Annotated in this window: 14 protein-coding genes; 8 read left to right on the plus strand and 6 right to left on the minus strand. The window is 70.8% G+C overall.

Annotation, left to right across the window (positions count from 1 at the left end):
* Positions 1-270 precede the first annotated feature (270 nt).
* The 3 genes from rsmD to ABD927_RS22750 all read left to right on the plus strand — a co-directional run bounded on the left by rsmD (position 271) and on the right by ABD927_RS22750 (position 1,967).
* The gene (gene rsmD / locus ABD927_RS22740; protein ID WP_345252175.1) at positions 271-867 is read left to right on the plus strand and encodes a 16S rRNA (guanine(966)-N(2))-methyltransferase RsmD; all 597 of its coding nucleotides are present in this window, start codon (positions 271-273) and stop codon (positions 865-867) included.
* A 160-nt stretch (positions 868-1,027) separates the two neighbouring features.
* Complete coding sequence (gene coaD / locus ABD927_RS22745) at positions 1,028-1,525, plus strand: pantetheine-phosphate adenylyltransferase (protein ID WP_345252176.1); 498 nt, start codon at positions 1,028-1,030, stop codon at positions 1,523-1,525.
* A 175-nt stretch (positions 1,526-1,700) separates the two neighbouring features.
* On the plus strand, positions 1,701-1,967 hold the full coding sequence (locus tag ABD927_RS22750) for a YfhL family 4Fe-4S dicluster ferredoxin (protein WP_345252177.1): 267 nt from the start codon (positions 1,701-1,703) through the stop codon (positions 1,965-1,967).
* 20 nt (positions 1,968-1,987) lie between these two features.
* Here ABD927_RS22750 and ABD927_RS22755 read toward each other — a convergent pair whose 3' ends face one another.
* Positions 1,988-2,866: an MOSC domain-containing protein gene (locus ABD927_RS22755; protein ID WP_345252178.1), complete on the minus strand. Its 879-nt coding sequence runs from the start codon at positions 2,864-2,866 to the stop codon at positions 1,988-1,990.
* A 70-nt stretch (positions 2,867-2,936) separates the two neighbouring features.
* Positions 2,937-5,360, minus strand: coding sequence for an AsmA family protein (locus ABD927_RS22760; RefSeq protein ID WP_345252179.1), 2,424 nt, complete (start codon positions 5,358-5,360; stop codon positions 2,937-2,939).
* Positions 5,361-5,469: 109 nt separating this feature from the next.
* On the opposite strand from ABD927_RS22760, the gene ABD927_RS22765 reads away from it, so the two are divergent.
* The 4 genes from ABD927_RS22765 to ABD927_RS22780 all read left to right on the plus strand — a co-directional run bounded on the left by ABD927_RS22765 (position 5,470) and on the right by ABD927_RS22780 (position 10,217).
* A complete protein-coding gene (locus ABD927_RS22765) occupies positions 5,470-6,357 on the plus strand; it encodes a pirin family protein (protein WP_345252180.1) in 888 nt (295 codons plus the stop codon).
* A gap of 211 nt (positions 6,358-6,568) precedes the next feature.
* Positions 6,569-7,771 carry an ammonium transporter gene (locus ABD927_RS22770; protein WP_345252181.1) on the plus strand — a complete coding sequence of 401 codons (1,203 nt, stop codon included), beginning with the start codon at positions 6,569-6,571 and terminating at the stop codon, positions 7,769-7,771.
* Between the two features lie 120 nt (positions 7,772-7,891).
* Positions 7,892-9,061, plus strand: coding sequence for a zinc-dependent alcohol dehydrogenase (locus ABD927_RS22775; RefSeq protein WP_345252182.1), 1,170 nt, complete (start codon positions 7,892-7,894; stop codon positions 9,059-9,061).
* 145 nt (positions 9,062-9,206) lie between these two features.
* The gene (locus ABD927_RS22780; RefSeq protein ID WP_345252183.1) at positions 9,207-10,217 is read left to right on the plus strand and encodes a zinc-binding alcohol dehydrogenase family protein; all 1,011 of its coding nucleotides are present in this window, start codon (positions 9,207-9,209) and stop codon (positions 10,215-10,217) included.
* Here the strand turns inward: ABD927_RS22780 and ABD927_RS22785 are convergent.
* The 4 genes from ABD927_RS22785 to ABD927_RS22800 form a co-directional block, all read right to left on the minus strand.
* Positions 10,214-11,173, minus strand: a complete 960-nt coding sequence (locus tag ABD927_RS22785) for a LysR family transcriptional regulator (protein WP_345252217.1) — start codon at positions 11,171-11,173, stop codon at positions 10,214-10,216. The genes ABD927_RS22780 and ABD927_RS22785 overlap by 4 nt on opposite strands.
* A 5-nt stretch (positions 11,174-11,178) precedes the next feature.
* Entirely contained in the window at positions 11,179-12,102 is a 924-nt protein-coding gene (locus ABD927_RS22790; protein WP_345252184.1) for a sigma-70 family RNA polymerase sigma factor, read from the minus strand.
* Between the two features lie 8 nt (positions 12,103-12,110).
* Positions 12,111-12,554: a carboxymuconolactone decarboxylase family protein gene (locus tag ABD927_RS22795; protein WP_345252185.1), complete on the minus strand. Its 444-nt coding sequence runs from the start codon at positions 12,552-12,554 to the stop codon at positions 12,111-12,113.
* A gap of 117 nt (positions 12,555-12,671) precedes the next feature.
* On the minus strand, positions 12,672-13,676 hold the full coding sequence (locus ABD927_RS22800) for a 5'-nucleotidase (RefSeq protein WP_345252186.1): 1,005 nt from the start codon (positions 13,674-13,676) through the stop codon (positions 12,672-12,674).
* A gap of 101 nt (positions 13,677-13,777) precedes the next feature.
* Here ABD927_RS22800 and ABD927_RS22805 point away from each other — a divergent pair, with 101 nt between their 5' ends.
* Positions 13,778-14,788 (plus strand): Bug family tripartite tricarboxylate transporter substrate binding protein, encoded by a 1,011-nt coding sequence (locus ABD927_RS22805; protein ID WP_345252187.1) that lies wholly within the window; start codon positions 13,778-13,780, stop codon positions 14,786-14,788.
* The last annotated feature ends 18 nt before the right edge of the window (positions 14,789-14,806 follow it).

The following is a 14,806-nucleotide window of genomic DNA, read 5'->3' on the forward strand; positions in this document are numbered from 1 at the left end:
CTGCGCCAGGGAGGCGGCGGCCTCGGCGTCGCGCGCCGCCTCCGGACCCGCGCGGCCCGGCGCCGCGCCGGCCGCGGCGGCCGGCGCGGCCGGTTCGGGTTGCGCCTCGGGCTGGGATTTTTTCCGGAAGAAACTGAACATGGGCGAATCTCGCAAAATGCAGCGGCCGCCGCGCCGGCGCCGGGGCCGCTGCGGCGCCCCCGGCCGCGGGCGTCCATGCAGGATCGGCGCGCGCGACATAGAATCCCTCGATTCTACCGGTGCCAAACGATGTCTTTATCGCGCAAGCCCGCCGCGCGGCCCCCGGCCGCGCCGCCGCACAAAATCCGCATCATCGGCGGCCGCTTCAAGCGCACGCCGATACCGGTGCTCGACCTGCCCGGACTGCGTCCCACGCCCGACCGCGTGCGCGAGACCCTGTTCAACTGGCTGAACCACTTCTGGGACGGCGATTTCGCCGGCCGCCGCGTGCTGGACGCCTTCGCCGGCAGCGGCGCGCTGGGGCTGGAGGCGGCTTCGCGCGGCGCCGGCGAAGTGGTGATGATCGAGCACGACCGCCGCGCGGCGGCCGCGCTGCAGGCGCTTTGCGACCGCCTGGGGGCGTCCGGCGTGCGGATCGTGGCCGGCGACGCGCTGCGGGCGGTGCCCGCGCTGGGCGGCCGCTTCGACCTGGCGCTGCTCGATCCCCCGTTCGGCCACGACTGGCTGGCCAGGATCCTGCCGGCATTGCAGCCGGCACTCGCGGCCGATGCGCTGGTCTATATCGAGGCCGAGCATGCCGTCGAACCGCCGCCATGGCTGACGCTGCTGCGGCAGGAACGGGCCGGGGCGGTGTACGCTCACTTATTCCGATCGGCCGCGATCTGACCGGGCCTGGCCCCGGGAACGATTCGCGCCGGGGCCCTCGCCGGCGCCCGGTTTGCTGCGCCGCGCAAATGGCGAAATAATCTCGTAAAAACCGCCACACCGCCGAGGAGACGCCGGCGGCCGCAACAAGAGGCGTATGCCCAACCCTACGGAGCCCCGCATGATTATTGCTGTTTACCCTGGCACTTTCGATCCCATGACGCGCGGGCACGAGGACCTGGTCCGCCGGGCGGCGAGCCTGTTCGACCGCGTGGTGGTCGGCGTGGCGGTCAGCCGCAACAAGAAGCCCTTCTTCACCGTGAGCGAACGGGTAGAGATCGCCCGCGAGATCCTCGGCCACTATCCCAACGTCACGGTGGCCAGCTTCGCCGGGCTGCTTAAGGATTTCGTGCGCGAGCAGAATGCCCGCGTGATCGTGCGCGGGCTGCGCGCCGTGTCCGACTTCGAATACGAATTCCAGATGGCGGGCATGAACCGTTACCTGCTGCCCGATGTCGAAACCATGTTCCTGACGCCGTCGGACCAGTACCAGTTCATTTCGGGTACGATCGTGCGCGAAATCGCCCAGCTGGGCGGCGACGTCAGCAAATTCGTGTTCCCGTCGGTCGAACGCTGGCTGCAGGCCAAGGTGACACAGCTGGGCGGCGACCGGGGTTGAAAGCCCACCCCTACGCGCTTCGCGCGCCCTGTAGAGGGCTCCCCCCTCGCGCTTCGCGCGCCCCTCAAGGGGCGACGCTGGCGGACCGGCGGAGCCGGATCCGCGGCGTCCGGGATAGGCACGGAAGTGCGCAGTACCATAGATATAAGCCCACCACCAGAAAGAAGCCGCTTCGATGGCCCTGCTGATCACCGACGAATGCATCAATTGCGATGTTTGCGAGCCTGAATGCCCGAATGGCGCCATCGCCATGGGCGAGTCGATCTACGAGATCGACCCGGCGCGCTGCACCGAATGCGTCGGCCATCACGACGAGCCGCAGTGCAAGGTCGTCTGTCCGGTGGAGTGCATCGAGTTCAACCCGGCCTGGCGCGAAGACCAGGACCAGCTGATGGACAAATACCGCCTGCTCACGGGGCTGTTGTCGAAGTCGGCGGCCTGAGGCCCGGCGCCGGGTCGTTCCTACTCCTGGAAATCCAGCCTCACCTCCGCCCGGTCGCCCACTTTCACCACCGCGCCGGGCGGGGCCTGCACGATGGCGTTCATGCCGAAGGTCACGCCGCCGCCCGGCTGGCTGCGGAACCCGGCCAGCGTGGCCATCGGCTCCACGCCGCGCGCGCCGGTGCGCTGGTCGGTGTTGGGAATCTCGCAGCGCACGCAGGGCTTGACCAGCGCCAGCCGCACCGCGCCGATCGCGATCTCCACCGTGTAGTCCTCGTCGAAGGCGCCGAACTCGTCCAGCACCACGTTGGGCCGGAACCGCTCCATGCCCACCGGCGCCGCGCCGGCGGCGGCCAGCCTTTCGTTCAGCTCGCGCAGCGAAGCCTCGTTGGCCACCAGCACCGGATAGCCGTCGGCGAACGCGGTCACGTGCTCGGCGGCGAATCCGCGCACGTCCGGATGGCTGGCCAGCCAGGCCGCCACCCGCGCGGGCCCGACGGCGCGCCGCGCCTGCGGATGGACCCGCACCAGCCGGCACGGCGCGCCGACCACCTGGGCGAACCACTGCGCCGCCAGCTCGCCTTCGTCGATCGCGTCGACCACGTCGCCCCAGACGCGCACGCTGCATCGCACGCTGTCGTCGTCTTCGATCACGTCGATGGGAATGTCCAGCCGCGGCAGGCCCGGCGCCAGCGCGACCAGGTAGCCGTCGTGCAGCGCCGTGGCCACGCGCGCCAGGGCCGGATGGCTGCGCTGGGTGATGAAATCGCCGTCCGGAGACACCACCATCCAGCGCCGGTCGTTGTACAGCCCGGCCGCGCCGATGCCGGACTCGGCCAGCGCGATGCCGGCGCACGATTTGATGGGATAGACGTAAAGGCCTGAAATGCCGATGGACATGGCTGGGGTTCCCTAAAACACGGGCCCGTGGAGGCCGCCGGAAGGCGCCGGCCGCGCGCGGGCGACGGCATCAACGTTCGAACAGTTTCTTCAGCCGGTCGCGCACCGCATCCAGGGGCTTGTCGGCCGGCTTGCCGGGGGTGCCGGGCTGTTTGCCGATTCCTTTCCTGATCGCGTTTTCCAGCAGGCTGGCGCCCACCCGGCTCCACAGCACCTCGTAGCGCGGCGCGTCGAACGGCCCGCTCAGGCGCACGGGAATGGTGGCGCCGTGCAATTGGGCCAGTTCCTTGCCGTCCTGGCCGGTGGAGGTATTGACCACCGTGACGTTGGCCACCAGGTCGAGCCGCGACGCCGCCACGTCGATCCGGGCCGGATCGCCGCCCGCGATGCGCAGCAGCGGCGCCTTGACGTTCAGGCTGCGCACGGTGCCGACGCCGTTGGCGAACACCAGTTGCGCCTGCATTTCGGAAAAATCGGTCTGCCGGGCGCCGTCGGCATCGGCGGCGGCGTCCTTGCCGAGCGCCAGCATCGACTTGAACTCGCGCAGCGAACGCGCCAGGTCGATCCCCTTGATCGCGCCGTCGCGCAGCGACAGCTGCCCGGTGCCGTTGAGCGAGGCGCGCAGCGCCTGCGCCGTCTGCCCGGTGGCCGTCAGGTTCAGCGCGACGTTGCCGCGGCCCGACAGCACGTCCTTGCCCGCCGCGTCGGCCAGCAGGGGCTGCAGCAAGACGTTGCTCAGCGACGGCGCCAGCCCCAGCCGGTGGGTATTGGCGTCGGCGAACAGGCTGCCGGACAGGCTGCCGCCGTACAGCGAGGCCTTCAGGCCGGAAACGTCGGCCCGCCCGTTGGCCACGCGCACCGTGGCGGCCGCGTCGTCGGCATGCACGCCGCGCGCCACCAGCTGGCCGATGCGGACGGTGCCGTGCGCGGTGAAGCCCTGCAGCGGCGACAGGTCGATGGCCGCATCGGGCGCCGGGCCGCCGCCCGCCGCGCCATCGGCGCCGCCGGCCGGCGGGCGCGGCGGGAACAGGCGGTCGAGGTCGAGCTTCTCGGCATTGAGCGAGAAATTCACCCGCGGGGTATCGAACTGCGCCAGGTCGGCGTTGGCCGCCAGCCGGCCGCCGTCGATCGTCGCGCCCAGCCGCAGCGCCAGCGCTTCTTTGGCGAAATCGGCGCGCACGCTGCCGCTGGCCGGAATCGCCATGTTGCCGCCCGGCAGGCCTGGATCGTCGATCCGCAGCTGGGCGTCGATGCGCGACAGCGACAGCGTGCGCTGCCGCACGCTGGCTTCCAGCGGCGAGGCGCCGGTCAGCATCACCGTCCGCGCGCCCCGCCTGAGCGTGGCCGACACGTCCAAGCGCGCCGCCGCCAGCTTGTCGGCGCTGCCCGATACGCCCGACAGCGTGAAGCGCGCATCGGCGGCCGCCTCGCCCGACAGGCGCAGGCGGCCGGTCAGGTCGTCGCCCTCGGCGCTGCGGTCGGTCACCTGCAGGCGCGGCGCGGCCAGGTTCAGCTCGAACGGATCGGCGCCGGCGCGCCCCTGCGCCGACAGCGAAAGCTTGTCGACGCGGATGCGGCCTTCGTCGATCCCGATGCCGAAGGCGGGGACATCGGCGCGGGCGTCGATGCCGGTCAGCGGCGTATCGCCGGCGACGTCGCCCTGGAAGGTCACCGACACGCCGGAGGCGTCGAGCGCGCGCTTCTGGCCGTCGAACTCGACGCTGCCGCGGGCGGCGAAAGCGTTGGCGCGCACCGAGGGCAGTACGCCGCTGGCCTTGAACTCGACGTCGCGCGCCGCGAAGCGCCGCAGCGCCGGGTCGAACTCGATGCGCCCGCTGCCCTGCACGCTGGCATCGACCCGCGGCGCCTGGCCCAGCACGCGGGCCGATACGTCGAAGGCGAACGGCTGGCGGGCGACGATGCGGCCGGCGCTGGCCGACAGCCGCTCCAGGCGCAGCGCGCGGCCGGAGGCCTGGTCGCGCAGGGCCAGCTCGCCGTTGGTGAACTCGATGCCGGCCACGTCGAACTGCAGCGGCGCGCCGCCGCCGGACGGCGCCCCGGCGGCCGGTCCGGCCGGCGCCGCGCCGCGCGCCTGGCCGCCTTCCAGCAAGTCGTCGAAATTGAAGCGGCCGCGCGCGTCGCGCACCACGTTGGCCTTCAGGCCGTCGACCCGCAGATGGTCGATCACCACCCGCCTCGACAACAGCGGCCAGACGGCCACCGCCACGCGCGCCGAATCCACCGCGGCGAAGATCTGGGCCGAGCGCGGCTCCGACAGCGAGGCCCGGCCCATTTCCAGCCCCAGCCGCGGGAAAAACGCCAGCTTCAGGCCGCCGTCGATGCGCAGCGTGCGGCCGTAGCGCTGGCTGACGGCGCCGGCGATCTGTGTCTTGTACTGGGCGGGGTCCACCAGCAATGCCAGCGCGCCGACGCAAACGACGGCGACCGCGACGAGCGCGGCCAGGCCGATTGCGATGCGCTTGAACCAACGCATGGAGGTCTCCGAAAATTCATGGCGCCACGGGCGGCGGTGGCGGCAAAAAGCCTGGCGCTATCATACCGACCTGGATTGCCGCGTTGCGACCCGTCTCCGGAGGTACCGCATGCCTACGCCCACGCCCGCTCCCGTCGAACGCATCGCGGCCCGCCGCGCCGAGATCGGCGGCGAAGTCGCCGTCGACCGCGTGCTGCCCGTGCGCCACCGGCGCACCATCGGCGCCTGGTGCTTCCTCGACCACGCCGGCCCGGCCCGCTTCGAACCGGGCCGCGGCATGCACGTGGGCGCCCATCCCCACATCGGGCTGCAAACCTTTACCTGGATGATCGAAGGCGAGGTGCTGCACCGGGACAGCCTGGGCAACGTCCAGCCCATCCGCCCCGGCGAGGTCAATCTGATGACGGCCGGCAACGGCATCAGCCATACGGAAGACTCGCAGCCCGACCAGCGGGTGCTGCACGCCGCCCAGCTGTGGATCGCGCTGCCGCCGGGCCACGATACCATCGCGCCGGCCTTCGATCATTATCCGGAGCTGCCGCGCTGGCGCGACGGCGGCGTCGATTTCACGCTGCTGGCCGGTTCGCTGGCGGGGCGCAAGGCGCCCTGCCGGGTGTACTCGCCGCTGGTCGGCGTCGACCTCTCCTGTGGCGGCGCCGCGCGGCCGTCGATTCCGCTCGACCCCGCCTTCGAACACGGATTGCTGGTGCTGGAAGGCGGCGCCACGGTGGAAGGCGGGCACTTCGATGCCAACGAACTGGCCTACCTGCCGCCCGGGCGCCACGCGCTGGAGCCGGCGCTGGCCGCCGGCTCGCGGGCGCTGCTGATCGGCGGCGTCCCGATCGACCATCCGATCGTGATCTGGTGGAATTTCGTGGCCACCGACAAGACGCGCATCACGCAGGCCCAGCGCGACTGGGAGGCGGGGCATGCGCGCTTCGGCACGGTGGCGGGGCGCGAGGACAGCCGGCTGGCCGCGCCGCCGCTGCCCTGGTAACGCGGCCGGAATATCCCGATCGTGGTGCCATCGGCACCATGATATGGCGGAAATATTCCTATTTTGGTGCAACCGGACACGGCGTGCGCCGCACCGGAACCTGCCGGGCACGGATATGGCGCCTTCCCCGCCCGCATTCGTGCGCCGACGCCCCATCTTGGCACACATCCTGCTTTGCCGTGCGTCTTCCCATCCGGATGGCGTGCTAGGCATGAACGAGTTGAAAACCAGCCAGGACACCCTGTTCCTGCTGATCGGCGCGGTAATGGTGTTCGCGATGCACGCCGGCTTCGCCTTCCTGGAGCTCGGCACCGTCCGCGGCAAGAACCAGGTCAATGCGCTGGTCAAGATCCTGGTCGATTTCTCGGTCTCGACGATCGCCTATTTCTTCATCGGCTACACCATCGCCTACGGCGTCGATTTCTTCGCCGGCGCCGGCACGCTGGCGCGGGCCGACGGCTACGCGCTGGTCCGGTTCTTCTTTCTTTCCACCTTCGCCGCCGCCATCCCGGCCATCGTGTCGGGCGGCATCGCCGAACGCTCCAAGTTCAATCCGCAGCTGGCCGCGACCTTCGTGCTGGTCGGCTTCCTGTATCCGCTGTTCGAGGGCATGGCCTGGAACGACCGCTTCGGCCTGCAGGATGCGCTGGCCGCGTGGACCGGCGCGCCCTTCCACGACTTCGCCGGCTCGGTGGTGGTGCATGCCTTCGGCGGCTGGATCGCGCTGCCGGCCGTCATGCTGCTCGGGCCGCGCCGCGGCCGCTACGGCAAGGACGGCCGCATCGCCGCCCATCCGCCGTCCAACATCCCTTTCCTGGCGCTGGGCGCCTGGGTGCTGGCGGCCGGCTGGTTCGGCTTCAACGTGATGAGCGCGCAGACGCTGGACCACATCAGCGGCCTGGTCGCGCTGAATTCGCTGATGGCCATGGTGGGCGGCACGCTGGCCGCCTGGCTGCTGGGCCGCAACGACCCGGGCTTCACCTACAACGGCCCGCTGGCGGGGCTGGTGGCGGTATGCGCCGGCTCCGACTTGATGCACCCGCTGGGCGCGCTGGCCACCGGCGCCATCGCCGGCGTGCTGTTCGTGTCGATGTTCACCCGCGTGCAGAACCGCTGGCGCATCGACGACGTGCTGGGCGTATGGCCGCTGCACGGCATGTGCGGCGCCTGGGGCGGCATCGCGGCCGGCATCTTCGGCCAGCGCGCGCTGGGCGGCATGGGCGGCGTGTCGTTCGCGGCGCAGCTGGCCGGCACGCTGCTGGGCGTGGCGCTGGCCGCGGCGGGCGGCGCGCTGGTCTACGGCGTGCTCAAGCGCTGCGTGGGCCTGCGCCTGGGCCACGAAGAGGAATACAACGGCGCCGACCTGGCCATCCACCGGATCTCGGCCACGTCGGAACGCGACACCAGCTGGTAGGCCGCCGCGCCGTGCGAGCCGCGCAGTGCGAGCCGCGCAGGCCGGGACCGCCCGGAAGCACGGCACGCCGCTTGCTGAGCCGGGCGACCCCTTCGCGCCCGCCCTCGACAGGAGAACGGCATGAAAGCACTGTGCTGGCACGGCAAGCACGACATACGCTGCGACACGGTTCCCGACCCGGCCATCGAGCACCCGCGCGACGCCATCGTCAAGATATCGGCCTGCGCCATCTGCGGCTCCGACCTGCATCTGTTCGACGGCTTCATCCCGGGCATGAAGCACGGCGACATCATGGGCCACGAATTCATGGGCGAGGTGATGGAGGTCGGCAAGGACAACCACGCGCTCAAGCCGGGCGACCGCGTGGTGGTGCCGTTCACGATCTTCTGCGGCGAGTGCGACCAGTGCAGGCGCGGCAATTTCTCGGTATGCGAGCGCACCAACCGCAACAAGGAGACCGCAGACAAGGTGTTCGGCCACACCACCGCCGGCCTGTTCGGCTATAGCCACCTGACCGGCGGCTACCCCGGCGGGCAGGCGGAATACGTGCGCGTACCGTTCGCCGACAAGACCCACATCAAGGTGCCGGAAGGCCTTACGGACGAGCAGGTCTTGTTCCTGGGCGACATTCTTCCCACCGGCTGGCAGGCCGCCGTGCAGTGCGAAATCGAGCCGACCGACACGGTGGCCATCTGGGGCGCCGGCCCGGTCGGGCAGATGGCCATCCGCAGCGCCGTGCTGCTGGGCGCGCGCCAGGTGATCTGCATCGACCACGTGCCCGAGCGGCTGGCGATGGCGCGCGAGGGCGGCGCGGTGATCATCGATTTCGAGAACGAGAGCGTGGTCGAGCGGCTGGGCGAGCTGACCGGCGGCAAAGGGCCGGAGAAATGCATCGACGCGGTCGGGCTCGAAGCGCACGTCATGCGTTCCTTCGACTCCTTCTACGACCGCGCCAAGCAGGCGGTGATGGCCGAATCCGACCGCCCCCACGTGCTGCGCGAAATGATGTACGTATGCCGCCCCGCCGGCATCCTCTCGGTGCCCGGCGTCTACGGCGGCCTGGTCGACAAGATCCCCTTCGGCATGGCGATGAACAAAGGCCTGACCATCCGCACGGGCCAGACCCACGTCAACCGCTGGACCGACGACCTGCTGCGCCGCATCCAGGACGGCCAGATCGACCCGTCGTTCGTCATTACCCATACCGTGCCGCTGGAGAAAGGGCCCGGCATGTACAAGACCTTCCGCGACAAGGAGGACGGCTGCATCAAGGTGGTGCTCAAGCCCTGACATCACGCGGACGGCAAGCGCACTGTCATGTGTCCCGAGGCGCATTTTCAACCGCTGTTTGAAACAGAAACCGGCCGCGAGGCGCTGGTCCGGCTGGCTGGCCCGTAGCACACTGGCGCCATTCCATAGCCATGAGGAAAGCGCCATGAAAGCCGTTGCCTACTACCGTTGCCTGCCCATCGCCGACGAGCAGTCGCTGATGAACGTCGAGTTGCCCGCGCCGGTGCCGGGCGAGCGCGATCTGCTGGTGGAGGTCCGGGCCGTTTCGGTCAACCCGGTGGACACCAAGGTGCGCGCCAGCCGCCAGCCCAAGGGCGGCGAGCCGGTGGTGCTGGGGTGGGACGCCGCCGGCGTGGTGCGCGCCGTGGGCGCGGGCGTCACGCTGTTCAGGCCGGGCGACCGGGTCTGGTATGCCGGCACCATCGGCCGGCCGGGCACCAATAGCGAACTGCACGCGGTGGACGAGCGCATCGTCGGCCGCATGCCCGATACGCTGGAATTCGCCGCCGCGGCGGCGTTGCCGCTGACCTCGATCACGGCGTGGGAGCTGCTGTTCGACCGGCTCGGCGTGCCGCAAGGCGGCGGCCACGGCGACGCGCTGCTGGTGGTCGGCGCCGCCGGCGGGGTCGGCTCGATCCTGGTCCAGCTGGCGCGCAAGCTGACCGGCATTACGGTGATCGGCACCGCATCGCGCCCGGAAACGCGGGCCTGGCTGCAGGAGCTGGGCGCCCACCACGTCATCGACCATCGGCAGCCGCTGGCCGACGGGCTGCGCGCGGCCGGGGTGCCGGAGGTGCGCTACATCGCCTCGCTGACCCACACCGGGCAGCATTACCCGCAGCTGGTCGAAGCCGTCGCCCCGCAAGGCCGCATCGGCGTGATCGACGATCCCGAGGCGTTCGACGTGCGCCTGCTCAAGGGCAAGAGCGTGTCGCTGCACTGGGAATCGATGTTCACCCGGTCGGTGTACGGCACGGCCGACCAGATCCGCCAGCACGAACTGCTCGACCGTGTCGCCCAGCTGGTGGACGACGGCACGCTGCGCAGCACGGCCAGCGAGCATTTCGGCACGATTTCCGCAGCCAACCTGAAGCGCGCCCATGCCCTGCTCGAAAGCGGCAAGGCCCGCGGCAAGATCGTGCTGGAGGGCTTCTAGGCGTCCTGCCCGGCCGCTGCCGCGGGAGGCGGCACGGCCGTGGCGCCGGCGGATTCGCCGTCCAGGTATTCGGCGATGCGCGCCTGCAGCAGCTCGCGCAGGGCGTGGACGGTGGGCGACAGCATGCCGCGGTCCGGGCATACCAGCCGCAGCGGCACCGGCTCGCCGGCATAGTCGGCCAGCGCGGCCTCCAGCGTGCCGGCCCGCAGGTCGCGCAACACGTCGAGCCGCGATTTGTATGCCAGCCCGTGGCCGGCCAACGCCCAGCGCCGCACCAGCTCGCCGTCGTCGCTGACGCGGTCGCCGTCCACGGCGACCGTCTCGACCCGGCCGTCCCGCTCGAAGCGCCATTGCCGCTGCACCCCGTCGCTCAATGCAAAGCGCAGACAGTTGTGGCGCGCCAGGTCGGCCGGCGACCGCGGCCGGCCATGGCGCGCGAAATAGGCCGGCGCGCCGCACAGCACGCGCCGGTTGGCGTCGTCCAGCGGCAGCGTCACCAGCGTGGAATCCTCGAACGGCCCATAGCGCACGGCCAGATCGACCGGATGGCGGAACAGGTCGGCCACCCGGTCGCTGATGTGCAGGTTCAGCCTGACCCGCGGATGCATGGACTGGAACTCATCCAGCCAGCCGGCCAGCACGCTGCGGCCGAGGTCGGAAGGCAGGGCCAGCGTCACCTCGCCGCCGATCGATTGCCGGCCGCGTTCCAGCGCGTGGCTGCCGGCCTCGATCTCGGCCAGCGCGCTGCGCGCGTGCGCCAGGTAGCGTTCGCCGTCCGGCGTCAGGCGCAGGCTGCGGGTGGAGCGGGCCAGCAGGCGCGCGTCCAGCAGGCGTTCCAGCCGCTTGACCGCGGCGCTGGCCGCGGCCGGCGTCATATTGAGCTGGCGTGCGGCGGCCGACAGGCTGCCGCCGTCGGCCGCGCGCACGAACACCAGCAGGTCTTCCAGCCGCACCATCGCCGTCAACTCTGCGCCGCGCCGCCGGCGGCCGGACCGAACCGCCCCAGGTGCCCCAGTTTGTCGGGATTGCGCACGATGTAGACCGCCGCCACCCTGCCGTCGCGGATGTCGACCAGCGTGGCCCGCAGGCTGCCGTCGCCCTCGCTTTCGACCACGCCGGGCATGCCGTTGAGCCCGGCCGGAACGGCCCACAGCATGCCGGGCGGATATTTGCGCGCGATGCCGGCGAAAAAGCGCGCGATCCGGTCGCGCCCGCGCACCGGCCGCATCGCGGCCCGCCGCTTGCCGCCGCCGTCGCTGTGCAGCACGGCGTCTTCGGCCAGCAGGCGCTGCAGGGCTTCCAGGTCGCCGCGCCGCGACGCCTCGATAAAGGCGGCGGCGATCCGCATGCTTTCCTGCTCGGTCACGCGCACCCGCGGCCGCGCCTCGCGCACGTGCACCCGGGCGCGCGCCGCCAGCTGGCGGCAGGCGGCCTCGCCGCGGCCCAGGGTCCGCGCGATTTCCGGGAAAGGCACGTCGAACACATCGTGCAGCAGGAAGGCCGCGCGCTCGAGCGGCGACAGCCGTTCCAGCGCCAGCATCAGCGCCATCGACAGGTCGCCGGCGTATTCGCCCGGGGCGTTGGCGGCATAGGCTTCGGCATCGGGCAGCGGTTCCGGCAGCCACGGTCCGACGTACTGCTCGCGCCGCATGCGGGCCGATTTCAGGTGGTCCAGGCACAACCGGGTGACGATGCGCGACAGGAAGGCGCGCGGCGCATCGATCCGCGCCGGATCCACCTCGCGCCAGCGCAGCCAGGCCTCCTGCACCATGTCCTCGGCATCGGACCACGACCCCAGCATGCGATAGGCCAGGCCGTACAGGTGGCGGCGATGCGGCTCGAAGCCGGCCGCGGCGTGTGTGTCGGCGGGGATGTCGGCGGCCATGCGGGTACTCAATCGGCGGGGTGGGGGCGGCGGAAACCCACGGCGATGCGGTTCCAGGCGTTGATGGTAACGATGGCGATCGTCAGCTCGACCTGCTCGGCTTCCGAGAAATGACGGGCCAGCTCATCATAATCCTCGTCCGGCGCGTGCGTCTGCGCGATCAGGGTCAGCGCCTCGGTCCACGCCAGCGCGGCGCGCTCCCGTGGCGTGTAGAGGGTCGATTCGCGCCAGGCGTCGAGCAGGTACAGGCGAGTCTCGCTCTCGCCGGCGGCGCGCGCGTCGCGCGCATGCATGTGCAGGCAGAACGCGCAGCCGTTGATCTGCGAGGCGCGCGTCTTGACCAGTTCCAGCAGGCTGCGCTCCAGGCCGCTTTTCTCGGCATGGGCGGACAGCGCCATCATGGCGCGGATGGCGGCGGGCGCGGCGGCATAGGGATCGATGCGGGCTTGCATGGCGGTTTCTCCGTTTTCGTCCTAGAAGAAGAGGCGGCGGCATGCCGCCCTGCATTCAAGACGAGACAGAAAAGCCAGATGTGACATCGAATAGACGATCCCGCAACTACCCCGGCATCATCCAGGGCACGGCGGATCCGGCTCCGTCGGTCCGCCAGTGCCGCCCCTCGAGGGGCGCGCGAAGCGCGTAGGGGTGGGATTCTTGATCCCGAACGGCACGTGCCCGGTCGACACATGTTGCGCCGCCGACTGGCAGTGCCGGGCCTGGTCGTCGAAGAAGATATCCGCCCCGAACGCGGCCAGGAAGCGCCCTTTGTCGCGCCCGCCCAGGAACAGCGACTCGTCGACCCGCACGCCCCACGACCGCAGCGTCTTGACCACGCGCTCGTGCGACGGCGCGCCGCGCGCGGTGACCAGCGCGGTGCGCACCAGCGGCTGGCCGGGCGGCGCCGCCGCCTGGATGGCGTGCAGCGCGCGCAGAAAAGGCGCGAACGGGCCCGGCGCCAGCGGCGTATCGGCCGCCTCGCGCTCGTTGCGGATGAAGGCTTCCAGCCCCTGATCCTGGAAGATGCGCTCCGATTCGTCGGAGAACAGCACCGAATCGCCGTCGAAGGCGATGCGTAGCTCGTGGCCGGCCGAACCGGCGCCGGCCGCCGCCGACGGCAGGATGGTGGCCGCGGCCATGCCGGCTTCGAGCGCCTCGCGCACGTCCGTCGGATCGGCCGACAGGAACAGGCAGGCGCCGAAGGCCTCGGCATAGCGGAACGGGTTCAGGCCGCGCGTGAAGGCGGCGCGCTGGATGTCGAGGCCGTGGTCGCGGATCGAATTGAATACCCGCAGGCCGGTGTCGGCGCTGTTCTTCGACAGCAGCACGATCTCCACCCTGGGCGCGTCGGGATCGTCGTTCAGCGCCAGCAGCTTGCGCGCCAGGTTGAAGGCGACGCCGGGGGCCAGCGTCTGGTTCTCGCGCTCTACCTGGTAGCGGCGGTAAGCCTCCTCGTCGCCGGACTGCTCCCACACCGCGTGCGCCTCCGACAGGTCGAACAGCGCGCGCGAACTCATCGCCACGATCAGCGGCGCCAGCCCGGCCCCGGCCGGCGCGGCGGAGGATGTCGGCGTCATCGCGCCTCCCGTCGAATCATGGCCGCCAGTGTATCGGCATCGCCGCCGATTTGCCTACGGCCGCCACTTTGAGGCAAAGTGCGGCGATCCGCCGAATCGCAATGCCAGCAAGTCCACGCCGGACGGCGGCCCGGCCCCAGGAGACTCTCTTGACCCGCACCCTTTCCCTTTTCGCGGCGCTCGCGCTGTCGGCCTCGGTCGCCCATGCGCAGCCCTATCCCAGCAAGCCCATCCACCTCATCGTGCCCTTCCCGCCCGGCGGCGGCACCGACATCCTGTCGCGCCTGGTCGCCACCCGGCTGGCCGAGGCCAACAAATGGACGGTGGTGCCCGAGAACCGCGCCGGCGCCGGCGGCACCATCGGCATCGCGGCGGCCGTGCGCGCCGCGCCCACCGGCTACGAGGTGGTGATGGGACAAAAAGACAACCTGGTGGTCGCGCCCTGGCTGTACAAGAGCGTGAGCTACGACCCGACCAAGGACCTGGCCGCGGTCGCGCACGTGGCCTACACGCCGATCGTCATCGTCACCAACGCCGAATCGCGCTTGAAGACGCTGGCCGACGTGGTGGAGGCCTCGCGCGCGGCGCCGGGCTCGCTCACCTATGGATCGCCCGGCAGCGGCACCACCATCCACCTGGCCGGCGAGATCTTCAAGGAAGCCGCACACATCGACATCCGCCATATCCCGTACAAGGGCTCGAACGCGGCGCTGGCCGACGTGCTGGCCGGCAACGTGGACCTGCTGGTGTCGTCGGTGCCGTCGGCCATCGCCCAGATCAAGGCCGGCAAGCTGCGGCCGCTGGCCGTCACCTCGGCGCGCCGCAGCACTTCGCTGCCCGACGTGCCCACCGTGGCCGAGCTGGGCTACAAGGGCTTCGACGTCAGCACCTGGTACGGCCTGTTCGTGCCGGCCGCCACGCCCAAGGCCGTGATCGCCGAGCTCAACACCCAGGTCAACAAGCTGTTGGCGCAGCCCGACATGCAGGCGGCCATCCACGAGCAGGGCGCGGAAACGCAGATCATGACGCCGGCGCAGCTTTCGTCGCTGCTGGACACCGAGTATCACCAGTGGAAGGGGATCGTCGAAGCCTCGGGCGCCAAGGTGGAATGAGGAAACCGGGCGGCGCGC

The organism is Pigmentiphaga soli (assembly GCF_039541095.1).
GTDB lineage: Bacteria > Pseudomonadota > Gammaproteobacteria > Burkholderiales > Burkholderiaceae_B > Pigmentiphaga > Pigmentiphaga soli.

Excerpts from the sequence above, each read along its gene's own strand:
- ABD927_RS22760 (WP_345252179.1), bottom strand. The coding sequence starts at position 5,360 with ATGCGTTGGTTCAAGCGCATCGCAATCGGCCTGGCCGCGCTCGTCGCG.
- ABD927_RS22780 (WP_345252183.1), top strand. The coding sequence starts at position 9,207 with ATGAAAGCCGTTGCCTACTACCGTTGCCTGCCCATCGCCGACGAGCAG.
- ABD927_RS22775 (WP_345252182.1), top strand. The coding sequence starts at position 7,892 with ATGAAAGCACTGTGCTGGCACGGCAAGCACGACATACGCTGCGACACG.
- ABD927_RS22755 (WP_345252178.1), bottom strand. The coding sequence starts at position 2,866 with ATGTCCATCGGCATTTCAGGCCTTTACGTCTATCCCATCAAATCGTGC.
- ABD927_RS22770 (WP_345252181.1), top strand. The coding sequence starts at position 6,569 with ATGAACGAGTTGAAAACCAGCCAGGACACCCTGTTCCTGCTGATCGGC.
- ABD927_RS22765 (WP_345252180.1), top strand. The coding sequence starts at position 5,470 with ATGCCTACGCCCACGCCCGCTCCCGTCGAACGCATCGCGGCCCGCCGC.
- ABD927_RS22785 (WP_345252217.1), bottom strand. The coding sequence starts at position 11,173 with ATGGTGCGGCTGGAAGACCTGCTGGTGTTCGTGCGCGCGGCCGACGGC.
- ABD927_RS22750 (WP_345252177.1), top strand. The coding sequence starts at position 1,701 with ATGGCCCTGCTGATCACCGACGAATGCATCAATTGCGATGTTTGCGAG.
- coaD (WP_345252176.1), top strand. The coding sequence starts at position 1,028 with ATGATTATTGCTGTTTACCCTGGCACTTTCGATCCCATGACGCGCGGG.
- ABD927_RS22790 (WP_345252184.1), bottom strand. The coding sequence starts at position 12,102 with ATGGCCGCCGACATCCCCGCCGACACACACGCCGCGGCCGGCTTCGAG.
- ABD927_RS22805 (WP_345252187.1), top strand. The coding sequence starts at position 13,778 with ATGCCAGCAAGTCCACGCCGGACGGCGGCCCGGCCCCAGGAGACTCTC.
- rsmD (WP_345252175.1), top strand. The coding sequence starts at position 271 with ATGTCTTTATCGCGCAAGCCCGCCGCGCGGCCCCCGGCCGCGCCGCCG.
- ABD927_RS22800 (WP_345252186.1), bottom strand. The coding sequence starts at position 13,676 with ATGACGCCGACATCCTCCGCCGCGCCGGCCGGGGCCGGGCTGGCGCCG.
- ABD927_RS22795 (WP_345252185.1), bottom strand. The coding sequence starts at position 12,554 with ATGCAAGCCCGCATCGATCCCTATGCCGCCGCGCCCGCCGCCATCCGC.